Source organism: Exiguobacterium sp. OS-77, assembly GCF_000414195.2.
Classification (GTDB): domain Bacteria; phylum Bacillota; class Bacilli; order Exiguobacteriales; family Exiguobacteriaceae; genus Exiguobacterium_A; species Exiguobacterium_A indicum.
Genome location: NZ_DF239008.1, coordinates 826,034 through 838,998, shown reverse-complemented (window position 1 = coordinate 838,998; position 12,965 = coordinate 826,034). Strand labels below are relative to the sequence as shown.

13 protein-coding genes are annotated in these 12,965 nt (G+C 46.8%); 5 read left to right on the top strand and 8 right to left on the bottom strand.

Translation table 11 applies throughout. The features are described from left to right. The first annotated feature begins 41 nt into the window (after positions 1-41). The gene (locus EXG77_RS04060; protein ID WP_035396482.1) at positions 42-398 is read left to right on the top strand and encodes a DUF1304 domain-containing protein; all 357 of its coding nucleotides are present in this window, start codon (positions 42-44) and stop codon (positions 396-398) included. Positions 399-438: 40 nt separating this feature from the next. Here EXG77_RS04060 and EXG77_RS04055 read toward each other — a convergent pair whose 3' ends face one another. After that, complete coding sequence (locus EXG77_RS04055; protein ID WP_035396480.1) at positions 439-954, bottom strand: hypothetical protein; 516 nt, start codon at positions 952-954, stop codon at positions 439-441. 116 nt (positions 955-1,070) lie between these two features. Beyond that, positions 1,071-1,712: a tRNA (guanosine(46)-N7)-methyltransferase TrmB gene (trmB, locus tag EXG77_RS04050; RefSeq protein WP_023469086.1), complete on the bottom strand. Its 642-nt coding sequence runs from the start codon at positions 1,710-1,712 to the stop codon at positions 1,071-1,073. A gap of 439 nt (positions 1,713-2,151) precedes the next feature. Here trmB and alsS point away from each other — a divergent pair, with 439 nt between their 5' ends. Together alsS and budA are read left to right on the top strand one after the other, a co-directional pair. Then, positions 2,152-3,843 (top strand): acetolactate synthase AlsS, encoded by a 1,692-nt coding sequence (gene alsS / locus EXG77_RS04045; protein WP_035396478.1) that lies wholly within the window; start codon positions 2,152-2,154, stop codon positions 3,841-3,843. An 11-nt stretch (positions 3,844-3,854) separates the two neighbouring features. Further along, complete coding sequence (gene budA, locus EXG77_RS04040; protein ID WP_023469089.1) at positions 3,855-4,568, top strand: acetolactate decarboxylase; 714 nt, start codon at positions 3,855-3,857, stop codon at positions 4,566-4,568. Between the two features lie 40 nt (positions 4,569-4,608). On the opposite strand, the gene EXG77_RS04035 is transcribed toward budA, so the two are convergent. The 6 genes from EXG77_RS04035 to pepV form a co-directional block, all read right to left on the bottom strand. After that, positions 4,609-5,409: a phosphotransferase family protein gene (locus EXG77_RS04035; RefSeq protein ID WP_023469090.1), complete on the bottom strand. Its 801-nt coding sequence runs from the start codon at positions 5,407-5,409 to the stop codon at positions 4,609-4,611. A gap of 51 nt (positions 5,410-5,460) precedes the next feature. Next, positions 5,461-7,602, bottom strand: coding sequence for a type I pullulanase (gene pulA, locus EXG77_RS04030; RefSeq protein ID WP_035396475.1), 2,142 nt, complete (start codon positions 7,600-7,602; stop codon positions 5,461-5,463). Between the two features lie 34 nt (positions 7,603-7,636). Continuing rightward, entirely contained in the window at positions 7,637-8,443 is an 807-nt protein-coding gene (locus EXG77_RS04025; protein WP_238987917.1) for a hypothetical protein, read from the bottom strand. A gap of 70 nt (positions 8,444-8,513) precedes the next feature. Further along, positions 8,514-9,032 (bottom strand): RNA 2',3'-cyclic phosphodiesterase, encoded by a 519-nt coding sequence (gene thpR / locus EXG77_RS04020; protein ID WP_035396473.1) that lies wholly within the window; start codon positions 9,030-9,032, stop codon positions 8,514-8,516. Positions 9,033-9,040: 8 nt separating this feature from the next. Further along, positions 9,041-10,189, bottom strand: coding sequence for an MFS transporter (locus EXG77_RS04015; RefSeq protein WP_023469093.1), 1,149 nt, complete (start codon positions 10,187-10,189; stop codon positions 9,041-9,043). A gap of 59 nt (positions 10,190-10,248) precedes the next feature. Continuing rightward, positions 10,249-11,646 (bottom strand): dipeptidase PepV, encoded by a 1,398-nt coding sequence (gene pepV / locus EXG77_RS04010; protein WP_023469094.1) that lies wholly within the window; start codon positions 11,644-11,646, stop codon positions 10,249-10,251. A 321-nt stretch (positions 11,647-11,967) separates the two neighbouring features. Here pepV and EXG77_RS04005 point away from each other — a divergent pair, with 321 nt between their 5' ends. Then, on the top strand, positions 11,968-12,186 hold the full coding sequence (locus EXG77_RS04005; RefSeq protein WP_023469095.1) for a DeoR family transcriptional regulator: 219 nt from the start codon (positions 11,968-11,970) through the stop codon (positions 12,184-12,186). A gap of 108 nt (positions 12,187-12,294) precedes the next feature. Then, a complete protein-coding gene (locus EXG77_RS04000) occupies positions 12,295-12,927 on the top strand; it encodes an SDR family oxidoreductase (protein ID WP_023469096.1) in 633 nt (210 codons plus the stop codon). Positions 12,928-12,965: the final 38 nt, after the last annotated feature.

Genomic DNA, 12,965 nt, shown 5'->3' with positions numbered 1-12,965 from the left:
TACGGTCTTTTTTCCACGTTCATCTGAAGGAGGTATGATTCATGTCGATTCTTGCTACGCTGTTTGTTATCCTCGTTGCTTTGGAACACTTTTATATTTTAGCACTTGAAATGTTCTTTCTTTCTTCCAAAGCGGCTCGTCGAACGTTCGGTTTAACGGACGAAGCTGTTGCATCACAACAAATTCGGACACTTTTTGCGAATCAAGGCTTATATAACGGATTTTTAGCAGCCGGACTAGTATTTGGTCTGATTCGGGAGGATGTTGCCATCCAATTATTCTTTTTAGCGTGCGTCATCATCGCTGCGCTTTATGGCGCCGTGACTGCCAATCGCTCCATTTTACTCAAACAAGGCCTACCTGCCATACTCGCTTTCATCTTCGTGTTGCTTGCATGAGAAAAGCCCCTATCCGATTGGATAGAGGCTTTTTTCTTAATTAACGCGGGTTGTCGTTGCGTTCGTAGATCGGGTTCATGTATTCCGTCGTCGAGTATAGACGTGGAACAACGATGTATAAGATGACCGCTGGTACAGCGATGATCAACAACATCAAGAGTACCGGTAACCAGTAAACAACTTTTTGATGAAGATTATCCGAGTTGCTGTCGATGTATTCTTTTACGCCATCAACTTTTGCAGCATCGGCACTCGTCAACAATTTACCGCTATCGGCATTGAAGAAGTGGATTTCACGTTTGATTGTGATGAAGATGCCGTCACGGACTGTCTCGATGACAGCGATCCCGCCGATGACTTCTTCTCCTTTTTCATTCGTGAACGTCTTCGGATCCTCGATTTCGACCGAACCTTTTTTATAATCGTAATGCGTCGTTGGTAATTCCTCATCTAATGCTTTCGTCATTTCTGAGGTATCAACCGCAGCAAGTACCGATTGACCGATACTTAATGCGAGAAAGAGCGCCGTTACGAAGGCTAAGCTTTTCTGCCACATCCCCAAATTCCCCCTTTACCTATAAGTACAAGTTCTTCAGTCAACAACATTGTACCAATTAATAAGAAAAAAGTGTGAAAGAAATACCAGGAAAATAAGAAAACTTTTTGTCTAAATTAATTTTGGTACGTTGCTTCCATCCGATAAATCGGTTGACCCATTGATGAAAAACGCTCTTCGTACTCTGTTCGGACGTTATCTTCCGGTTCATTCGCATGTAAATCAAGTGACATCCAGTCGAAGCGCATGCCGTATGCTGACATCGTCATCAAACTCGATTCGAACAACTTCCGATTATCTGTCTTGAAGTGGATTTGACCTTTCGCTGGTAAAATATCTTCATATGTCGAGAGGAATGTTTTATACGTCAAGCGGCGTTTCGCATGACGTGTCTTTGGCCATGGATCAGAGAAGTTCAAGTACACGCGGGACACTTCACCTTTTTCAAAGTAATCACGTAAGTCTTTTGCATCGACCGTCAAGACGCGAACGTTCGATTGTGGTGTTTCGACCAATTTTTGAACGATCGTCACGGCAACGCTTTCGAATAGTTCGATCGCGATGAAGTTGATATCCGGGTGTTGGTGCGCCATTCCGGTAATGAATGCTCCTTTCCCTGATCCCACTTCGATGTAGATCGGGTTATCATTCTTGAACTCGCTAGCCCATGCTCCTTTAAGAGATGCTGGTTCTGCTATATAGATCGAGGATTGTTCCTTCATATAATCCTGCGCCCATGGTTTATGTCGTAAACGCACTATCGTTCATCCTTTCCAAACTTAAATTATCCGCAGATAAGTTTATCATGATTCGGGTAATTATATAAGAACTTCTTCGTTTCCTATCGAAGAATGTTCAGCAGTTCGTCACTTGAGAAATAGTGAGCATTCTAATACACTTAAGGTACGTAAGAACCGAAAAGGAGGGCTATACTGTGGATGATTTCTTGATTAGTTGGGCATCTCCCATCGTTCTCGTCTTGGGAATCACTGCTTTGTTCGTCTGGGCGACTTTCGGAAAAGTCGACGTCGAATAAGGGCAATCTCTGTACCTTGTGTAATCATACACAAGGTACTTTTTTATTTTCTAAATGATTTTAGGTTGGTTTTACCATGAAACAGATGTATACTTTTTTTGAAACAGATAATTTATTACAGCTATCGAACACCAAAAACGTTGGTAAAAAGGAGAATTGTAATGAACGAAAATAAAAACAGCGATTCAAAAGAATTAGTACAGAAGAAAACAGGTGCGGATCTCGTCGTCGATTCACTCATCGAGCAGGGTGTCGATTACATCTTCGGTATTCCCGGCGCCAAAATCGATTCCGTCTTCAATGTGTTACAGGACCGGGGACCTGAACTCATTGTTGCACGCCACGAACAAAACGCTGCCTTCATGGCTCAAGCCATCGGACGCTTGACGGACAAACCGGGTGTCGTCCTTGTGACATCTGGTCCTGGGGCATCGAATTTAGCGACTGGTCTTGTGACGGCGAACTCTGAAGGTGACCCTGTTGTCGCAATTGCCGGAGCTGTCACACGGGCCGATCGTTTAAAACGAACACATCAGTCGATGGACAATCAGGCACTCTTTACACCGATTACGAACTTCAGCGCGGAAGTACAAGATGCCGACAACATTCCAGAAGTATTATCGAATGCTTTCCGAACAGCTGAAACGACAGCTGGAGCTGCTTTCGTCAGTATCCCGCAAGACGTCGGGCTAAGCGAAGCGAACGTCACAGCGTTCCGTGCGGTTGAAGCTCCAAAGCTCGGCGTTGCACCAGAAGCATGGGTCGATGAAACAGCCCGTCTGATTCAAGAGGCAAAACTCCCTGTCTTGTTACTCGGTATGCGCGCGAGTCAACCAGACGTCGTACACGCGATTCGTTCGTTACTCAAAAACGTCTCGATTCCTGTCGTTCAGACATTCCAAGCAGCCGGCACATTATCACGTGAACTTGAATCGAATTTCTATGGACGTGTCGGACTGTTCCGCAACCAACCGGGTGACGCATTACTCGCAGAGGCGGATCTCGTGCTCTCGATCGGCTATGACCCGATCGGCTATGATCCGAAATTCTGGAACCAACCGACGCACGACCGCACGCTTGTCCACATCGATCAAATGCGCGCTGAAATTGACCACTTCTATCGTCCAGACCGTGAACTTGTCGGTGATATGGCGAAAACCGTCGATGCGATCGCTGAACGCCTACGACCACTCACATTACCTGAAAGCTCTGTTCAGTTCCTTGAAGGATTGCATCAACGTCTTGTCGATCGTGATGTTCCTCCTGTCGCGGATTCTCCGTTGACGCATCCACTTTATTTCATGAAGACGTTGCGTGAAAAAATTGCGGACGATGTCACCGTCACGGTCGATGTCGGCTCACACTATATTTGGATGGCACGTCATTTTCGTTCATATGAACCACGCCACCTTCTCTTTAGTAACGGGATGCAAACACTCGGCGTCGCACTTCCTTGGGCAATCGCGGCAACACTCGTACGTCCAGGAAAAAAAGCGGTCTCGATTTCAGGTGACGGCGGATTCCTCTTCTCTGCAATGGAACTTGAGACAGCTGTCCGCTTGAACTCACCACTCGTCCACTTCGTCTGGCGCGACAGCGGATTCGATATGGTCGCGTTCCAACAAGAGATGAAATACAAACGGAAATCCGGTACGTCATTTGGTGACGTTGATCTCGTCAAATATGCTGAGAGCTTTGGAGCAAAAGGACTTCGCGTCAATCATCCATCTGAACTAGCCGCGATCATGGATGAAGCACTCGCGACAGACGGTCCCGTCATCGTCGATGTACCGATCGATTACCGTGACAACATCGCGCTCGGAGAACAAGTTCATCTCGATCAATTGAACTAAGGAGGATTCACATGGCACACGATAAAACACTCGTCCAGATTTCAACGATGATGGCACTGCTTGACGGCGTATTTGAGAGTGAAGTCACGTATGCTTCCGTCCTTGATCAACGTGATTTCGGTATCGGAACGTTTGACCACTTAGACGGTGAGATGATTGGATTCGATGGTCAATTCTATCAACTCCGCTCAGATGGTAGTGCTCGACCGCTCCAACCTGAGACGACGACACCTTTCGCGACATTAACCCGTTTCGAGCCGGAACAAACCCTGACCGTGACGGAAGAGATGTCAAAAGCGACGTTTGAGCACTGGCTGAACGAACAACTCCCAACGATCAATAGCTTTTATGCTATCCGGATTGACGGAACATTCACGGAGGTTCAGACACGCACCGTCGCACGCCAGGAAAAACCGTTCGTTCCAATCACGGAAGCTGTCGCTTCTCAAAGCGCTCGTACGTTCGAGCACACGGAAGGAACGCTTGCCGGATACTATACACCACGATTTGGTCACGGTATCGCCGTCGCCGGATATCACCTTCATTTCATCGATGCTGCTCGCGCAGGTGGTGGTCACGTCTTTGACTACACAGTTAAGAACGTCACCGTCACATTCGAAGAAAAGCCGCAACTTGATTTACGTCTACCGACGACAGCGGCTTATCGATCGGCAGATCTCGAAAGTCATGATATTGAAAAAGAAATTAAAATCGCTGAAGGTTAAGCAAAAAAGCGTGTCGTTCCCTTTCGGAATGACACGCTTTTTAGTCGTTTGAGTATTCAAGTAGCTGTTCAAGAAAATGATAACTGTCGTCGACATCCGGATGACGCGTATCTTCATACCAGTAGAGTGACAATACTGCTTGCGCTACGACATACCAGTGCATCCGTTGTTTCAGATCACTCGTCAAAGGATGTCCATAATGTTCGAACCATTCTGGCCAAGCCGCTTCGTCGACATAACTATATAACATCATTCCAAGATCGTACGCACGGTCAGCAATAATCGCATCATCCCAATCGTTCAGATAGAGTTGACCGTCTGCTCCCGTCAACCAGTTATTGTGGTTCAAATCTGAATGACAAACGACCTGCTCATCCGTTCTTACCTGCTCCAGATTTTGTTCGAGGTAAACCATCGCATGTTCCACGAGCTCCGGATCCTCTAAATCATCCGGTTGAAAGTACAAACGACATTGTCGCAATAACTCATCAGGTTCGATCGGGCGCTGGTCAAGCTGTTGTAGCATGAACAGTAATTCCTTCGAATCATGGATTTTCCCAAGCAAACGTGCTACTTCAGGACGTTCCATCATTTCGGGCTCTAACTCGTCGCCTTCAATGAACTGTTGGGCGCTGATGACGTCCCCACTATAAATCCGTTTCGTCCATAATAACTTCGGAACGATTCCGTCTGCGGATAAAATCGCCAAAAACGGCGATGAATTTCGTTTTAAAAACAACTTCGATTGTCCGGTTGAAGCGATGTACGCTTCTCCTGTGATTCCACCTGCTGGCGTAAGGGTCCAGCCTTCGCCAAGCGCATCTAAAATATCTAATTCCATTATAATCCGCTCAACTTTTTTAGTAGATTTGCCTAAGGCACAATGCTTATCTTAACACGTTGCGATCGTCGTTGACAACGGAAGGACCTGAATCCTGTCGACACCTTTCAGAAGTGGGTCGACCGAGGCTTCATCCCCTTGTACATGCACATTCCAGCGTGAATGATCAAGTGAGATTTCAACGATTTCGCGCGTCGTATTGTAAACGATGAGCGTGCGTTGCCATGCATCATACGAGTGGACCGCTCCAAGTTCATAAGCAATGACACCGGGACGTAAGTCGATGAAATGAAGCAACTCGCGAATCTGATTCGCTCGGTGCAACCGGAATCCGCCATGCATTCTACGAATCTGCAAAATCGTCTTGATGTATGTGACAAGGGACAGATGATCATCCCGCCGTTCCCAGTCCATTCGATTGATCTCGTCTGGTGCGTTATAGCTGTTTTCAACACCTTGTTTCGTGCGTAAGAACTCTTGACCTGCGTGAAGAAACGGAATCCCTTGCGCAAACAAGGCAATCGTCTGAGCTAAGCGACTCATCCGCAATAATTGCTGTTCATCTGCCTCTGGACAAGATAACTTTAATTTATCGTATAACGTATGATTGTCGTGCGCTTCGACATAATTGATGGAATAGGTAGGTTCCGGAAAACGTCCGTACGTTTGATTGTCGATGTGGATACTTCCCGCAATCCCGTTTCGGACTTCCCCTTCCTTCCAGCCATCTCCCGCAACGAATCCTCGGTCGAATTCACTGAACGTCGATCCTTTTAACGCGTCACGGAACACATCATTAAAATGGGCGATCCGCGGCATTTGCGCAGCGGAGGCACTCATCGCCTTTAATCGTTCCGGTAACGCTGTCGCGAGATCCCACCCTTCTCCATACACTAGAATCGTTGGATCAATCGCATCGAGCGCCGCACGAACATCATTCATCGTCTCAATATCATGAATCCCCATCAAATCAAATCGAAAGGCATCAATCCGGTAGACTCGAGCAAAGTACGTCAAACAGTCAACGATCAGACGGCGCATCATGAATCGCTCAGATGCGGTATCATTTCCGACACCTGTTCCGTTCGATAGTGTTCCGTCTACTTCGTAGCGGAAATAATAACCAGGGACAAGCTGTTCGAGAGAGGAGCGTTCTCGAATGAAGACGTGATTCATGACGACATCGAATGTGACACGAATGCCTGCTTCATGGAGTCGCTCTACCATTTCCGCGTATTCTCTGACGCGAACGAGTGGTTCAACCGAACTCGCATAACTCCCAGCTAGCCCGAACCAAAGCATTGGGTCGTATCCCCAGTTATATGGAGACCGCGTCCGTTCATCGGTCGTCTCAAAAAAGTGGACTGGTAGCAATTGCAGATGGGTGATCCCGAGATCCAGGAGATAATCAAGTCCCGTCGCATGACCTCGAGGAGAGCGCGTTCCTCGTTCCGTCATCCCTGTGTATTGACCCGGATAACTTGAACCAGCTGAGTGATCGATCGTGAAATCACGGATATTCGCTTCGTAGATGACAGCGTCTGACGGTTTGACGAACAGAGGACGCGTGACACGCTTCGGGAACCACTTGGTCATCGTCCGTTCGACGTCAACGATGACACCGTATCGACCATTCTCCGATATCGCACTAGCGTACGGATCAACGACCTCTTGTGTGCCAAGGTATGTCGTCACTTCATACCGATACCAGCACTCTGCGATATCTTGTTCCAGTTGAAGATGATAAGCACCTTGCTCGTGTCGCTCCATTTCGTACTTTCCGAGCAACCGTTCATCTTGATCGTACACGACACACATGATCCGTTCTGCGACCGGTGACCAAACAGCAAAGTGAAATGTACCCTTTTCTTCCCAGACACCGAGCTTCCCTTCGTAACGGTACTTGCGCTCGAACGCTTCCGTCCGGACTAACCGGTCAGGAACGACGCGAATCGACCTCCCTGCTCCGAACACCTCATATCGGCATTCGAGCTCGACCGGTTCCAGAACCGTCAATTCATAAATCACCAGTTGTTCCTCACGGTGTGTTTCGACTTGCTGGATCGCAAGTGATTGTCCATCACATTCAAGCGACCAGTGGATTGACGGATTGCCTTCGACCTCGACTCGGATGCTTTGGAACGATGAGAACTCCGCCCGGATCACTGGTATCGCTACTTCTTGGTTTGTCATCTCTTTCGCAACGACAATGCCGTCGCTCCCTCCCTTACTCTTGAATGCGTGACTGTTCCTCACTTTGGATCGCCATTTGAAACGGAATCGATACGGTTTCCTTTAGGATTTTTTCACACACACGCATTTGAGCAGCTTTTGTATGAGTCGCATTCCCATTCATACGATTCAACCATTTAGGAAAATCCACTTTATTGACATACGTCGTCGTCGTTTCTTTTGGAATCTTATCAAAATAACCACTTGGAGCTAAGATGACCCGTTCGATCGGTAAATCGTAATCTCGTCCAAGAATCGTATGCAAAATGTCTTCCGTTCGTTTTAAACTGATATTCGGGTTCAAAATCTGTTTCACAGATGCTTTGAACGGTTGTTCCCGCCACAACTTATCTCGTCGAATATGATAAATACTCTCTTCACCATCGAGCCATTCCATGATATAGATCGCGGACGGACCGACGACAAATGGACTCAACTCGACTTCTCCGACTTGATAGTGAATGACCGCCCGATAAAACATCGCATATTGTTCATTTAGTAGATGCAACATCTGATAGAAGTCTAAATGACGTTTTAATGGAATCCGCCAAATGTCCTCCTCCCCTGCTCCGCCAGCGACGTTCAAGAGTTTTTGTAACTCGAGACGTTTTTTGTACCATTTATCAAACGCTCTTCGAGATAATTGTTTACCCGGAAGTTGAATGACTTCACTTTTTTTCATCACTTGCCACCACTTCTTCGGACGGATAAGCGTCTCCCCTGGAAACAATTCTCCTGTCTCCCATTTGCGATAAACGTTCGTATAATCAAGTGCCTGGTGTTCAACAAATCGTTTCGTCATCTCTAGCGGATTTTTTTCAAATCGACTATCTAAGTCATATAGTTTCATCAAAATTGCGATGGGGATCACCTCATTCCTCTTCACCTAGATGAATCCGATAAACCGGCTCATATCGCGGTGAAACCTCTGGTCGTACTTCAAATAGAACGAGTTCACGAACAGTCCACTCTATTGATCGGATCGGACTCGTCTTCCATTCGGCTGCCTCAGCGCGCCACTTTTTCGCGATCGTGACATGCGGAACGAATGGTCTGGTCGAATTCGGATCAATCTGTTCCACTAATTGAAACAATTCTTCCGATTCCGTTCCAAATCCTACGACGCGTGGTCGTTCATCCCGACCGAACGTGATCAAACGATCGAATCGTAGCACGAACGGTTCCATCGTACGCGCGATCTGCTGTAACTGCTGTTTCCACGACTGCTGTTCTTTTTCCTCCAATGGACCGAAAAAACGAAGTGTTAGATGATACTCTTCTAACGTATAGACGTTACGAAAGTACTCAGGTAGCGATAACCGTTCAGCAAGATTTGCCAAATCTTTAGAAGGGATCGGCAAAGCAATGAAAAAGTGTCGTTCTTGTCTCATCGTCGCGCTCACTCCTTCATACGACCACTGATACCATACAGAATCGCGCCTAGGATACTACTACTTGTATATACCCAAAAGACGGTATAGATTGTACTCTCCTCGAGTACAAAACCACTCATCAGATTAAACAACGCTGTCGCGAGTCCCGTCGTCGTCGCCATATATGTACTGACGGCTGTTGCGACCATCGTCTCTGGAACGAGAGATCGCACATAATCTAAGGCGACAGGGATCAACAGACCAACGATCATTCCTTGCATCGCAGATAATACCCACAGCATGACGATTGGAAGTTCTAAAGCAATCATCGCCGTCCGCGCAGCCGACAACAAGGAAACAAATACAAGAACCGGAATCGCTCCGAATCGTAATAACAGACGCGAGGCGATGCGCATGAACGGAATTTCGCACAGAACGGCGACAAAGAATAATGTTCCGACGAGTGCCGTCGTCTCACCACGAATCGTGACGTAGCTGCCAAAGTAATAATTGTTGGCGAAGATGGGTCCGAAGATCAAACTCCCCCCTGCTAGGAACAACAGGAAGCGTCGATTCGAAAAGAGCTGTTTTAACGGTACGGGTTGCTGATGTGAAACATGCACGCTGCCCGTCTCTTCAATACCGATCAGCACAAGGAAACCGAGAACCCATGCTGCACCGGTTGCATAAAAAATCAGATTTAGTCCGCCACCCTCAGTGATTTGCCCAAGAATGAAAACAGCTAAAGCGAACCCTGCTGAGCCGAAAAGACGTAAAGCGCCGTAATCCACTTTACGCTTTCGCGTGTACTCGATCGCTAATGTATCCACGAGCGGAATATGCGCGCACTGGAACAACGCCCAAACGCAAGAAATCAATAATAAAAGTAGATAAGCAGACGTCAATAAGTAACTGAGTGTAAAAATACCGGCAGCAAGCATCGCGACGAGCAAGAGTCGTTTCGGTTTTCCGAGTCGGTCCGCCGCGATTCCCCAAACAGGTTGTAGGAAAATGGAGAGAATCGGTCCAATCGCAACGATTGTTCCAATCTCTGAAGCCGACAGTCCGAACGCGTCGTTTGAGAAATAAAGCGCGAGATACGGAATGAGTGCTCCTTGTCCAAAGAAAATAAAGAAATATAAGGCTTGGAAATGATAGGTTTGACGATTTTTCACACGGAACTTCCTTTCAAGAAGCAATCCCCCCATCTTTACGATGCGGGGATCATCAATCATTATTTTGCGAGCTCATAAATCGCTTCTGCATAGATTGCGACAGCAAGCAATAGTTCATCAAAATCAACATATTCATCGACTTGGTGGGCAACTTCAGGACCACCCGGGAAGACTGGACCAAAAGCAACTCCCGCCGTCAATGAACGCGCATATGTGCCGCCACCAATTGCTATCAGATCAGCTGATTGGTTCGTATGGCGCTCATAAACGGCACTTAGCGTCTTGATCAATTCATGGTTTGGATCAACATGGTGCGGTGTCATGTGCGTCCGCGTCTGCAATTCAAAACCATATCCTGCCGCGGCTTCCTTGATGATTTGCAAACGTTCCGTGAAGTCTGCTGTATACGGGTAACGGATATTGATTGATGCCGTTCCTTGCTCTTCGGCGTAACGGAATACACCGCCATTGATCGTTAAGTCACCTGTCTCGTCTGAAGCAGCGACACCCATCGCTACACCGCGAGAATCCCGGAACATATGCGTCACGAGTTGAATGTAACGACGACCGTTATAATCCAAGTGAAGCGTATTGAGGAAACGTGCCAAATGTAAAGCAGCATTTTTACCATTGTCCGGCTCCATCGCATGGGCTGCGACACCATTGACATCAAGTATGAGACCTTCCGTTTCTTGCTTGACTGTTCCCGTCAAACCTTGTTCTTCAAGATAAGCATGGAAATCCGTCTCAAGCGTTCCTACTTCGACGACACGAAGAAGCGCTTGGGCATGACCTGGAACCATGTTCGGACGTTCGCCACCTTCAAAACGAACGAGATGGTAGCCTGTATCAGATGCTTGCGCTGGTTTCCCTTGAATCAATAACCCATCATAGAGTCCTTTTTCCGCATTGATGATCGGGAAGTCGGCATCTGGTGCAAAACCAAGTGTGGGCATCTCTTCATGTTTGAAGTAATGATTGACACAACGCCATTCACTCTCCTCATCCCCTCCTGCAATCAGACGGATGCGCTTCGAGAGTGGTAAGCCAAGTTCTTTGACGATTTTCAAAGCGTAATAAGCTGCCATCGTCGGTCCTTTATCATCGATTGCTCCACGTGCATACAGTTTTCCATCTACAAGCGTCGGGTTGAATGGACCGTATGTCCAGTGATCGCCACCAGCTGGTACGACGTCTAAGTGACAAAGAATACCGAGTAACTCTTCCCCTTGACCATATTCCAAATGTCCTGCATACCCATCGACATTTTTTGTCGTGAACCCATCGCGTTCCCCTGTCGCGAGCATCCAATCGAGGGCACGTTTGACTTCATGACCAAACGGCGCGCCCTCTTCGATCGTGGATTCGTCGAGTACACTCGGAATCCGTAATAATTCTTTTAAATCTTCTAATAAGTCCTCGCGACGTGCGAGTACTTCCTCTTTCCAATTCACCATCTGATTTCGCTCCTTCATTACGGGTTTTGGATTCGTTTCCTATACACCTTCCTAGTATAGCGAATATTCGTTCAGATACGAACATCCAAATTCTGTTTTCTTTTTTATTTATTGAAATGACGAACATTAATATAAAATAAAACCTAAATTATCGACTTTACAAACCATTTGAATATATTTTTTATGAAAACGTTCGGTTAAATTACTTGCATTTTAATATCAAAACGTTATACTAAAGGCGAAACAACTGGATATTGCATTGTCTTTTGTCACCCGAAGCTTTAGAACACTATTCTATCCATTGGGGGAGTGGTTATACCAATGAAAGATTCTACAGACCGTATGTTGACCCGGATTAAATCGATCTATCTCTACATCCAAGAGAACGGAGCTACTACGACAGCAGAGTTGGTTGAAGAGTTTGGCATCACTTCAAGGACCGTCCAGCGGGATTTGAACGTGCTTGAATACAACAATCTCATTGTGAGCCCTCGACGCGGTACATGGACGTCGAGTAAGAAACAAAAGCAAGCGGGTTGATCCACTGTTTCACTATGTATATCTTTCGATGACGCGATTCTTCGCGTCTTTTTTTGTTATCTTTTTTAAAACGTGGGGTATAGCTATTGGGAGAAGGAGATGATGAGAATGAATATTTTAATCATTGGAGCAAACGGAACGACAGGACGCAAGATGGTCGAATTGATCGCTAAACAAGGAGATCACCAAGCGATCGCGGTCGTACGGGAAGAAAATCAAATCAACGATTTGATTGCACTCGGCGCATCTGAAGTCAGACTTGGGGATTTGACGAAGGATGTCAGTGGCGTCATCAGTAACGCGGACGTCGTCATCTTTGCAGCGGGTGCTGGTGGCGCATCGGACGAATTGACACGCGCCGTCGATCAGGAAGGTGCGATCAAAGTCATCGATGCAGCAAAAGCCAACGGGATCGATCGTTTCCTAATGCTCAGTTCAGTCGGTACGGAAGAACCGAAAGGCGAACTAAAAGTGTATCTTGAATCGAAAGCAGCAGCAGACGCTCACCTCAAAGAAAGTGGACTCGACTATACAATCGTCCGTCCTGGTCCGCTCAGCTACGATGACCCAACAGGTACTGTTGAAACGAAAGAGCATTTTGATTCATACGAAGATCGTAAGGTGTCTCGTGACGATGTGGCAGCGCTGTTCGTTCACTTGATTGATCATCCGACACAATCTCGTGTATTCGAAGTACTCAGCGGTCCTTATCCGATCGCAGAAGCACTACGTAATCAATAATTAAATCCCACAATAAAAGGCGATGGAATGTACATTCA

What these genes read in the sequence shown, in the direction of transcription:
- budA (WP_023469089.1), top strand. Translation starts at nt 3,855, where the DNA reads ATGGCACACGATAAAACACTCGTCCAGATTTCAACGATGATGGCACTG.
- EXG77_RS04060 (WP_035396482.1), top strand. Translation starts at nt 42, where the DNA reads ATGTCGATTCTTGCTACGCTGTTTGTTATCCTCGTTGCTTTGGAACAC.
- EXG77_RS04055 (WP_035396480.1), bottom strand. Translation starts at nt 954, where the DNA reads ATGTGGCAGAAAAGCTTAGCCTTCGTAACGGCGCTCTTTCTCGCATTA.
- thpR (WP_035396473.1), bottom strand. Translation starts at nt 9,032, where the DNA reads ATGAGACAAGAACGACACTTTTTCATTGCTTTGCCGATCCCTTCTAAA.
- pepV (WP_023469094.1), bottom strand. Translation starts at nt 11,646, where the DNA reads ATGGTGAATTGGAAAGAGGAAGTACTCGCACGTCGCGAGGACTTATTA.
- alsS (WP_035396478.1), top strand. Translation starts at nt 2,152, where the DNA reads ATGAACGAAAATAAAAACAGCGATTCAAAAGAATTAGTACAGAAGAAA.
- pulA (WP_035396475.1), bottom strand. Translation starts at nt 7,602, where the DNA reads ATGACAAACCAAGAAGTAGCGATACCAGTGATCCGGGCGGAGTTCTCA.
- EXG77_RS04035 (WP_023469090.1), bottom strand. Translation starts at nt 5,409, where the DNA reads ATGGAATTAGATATTTTAGATGCGCTTGGCGAAGGCTGGACCCTTACG.
- EXG77_RS04005 (WP_023469095.1), top strand. Translation starts at nt 11,968, where the DNA reads ATGAAAGATTCTACAGACCGTATGTTGACCCGGATTAAATCGATCTAT.
- EXG77_RS04000 (WP_023469096.1), top strand. Translation starts at nt 12,295, where the DNA reads ATGAATATTTTAATCATTGGAGCAAACGGAACGACAGGACGCAAGATG.
- EXG77_RS04025 (WP_238987917.1), bottom strand. Translation starts at nt 8,443, where the DNA reads ATGACGAAACGATTTGTTGAACACCAGGCACTTGATTATACGAACGTT.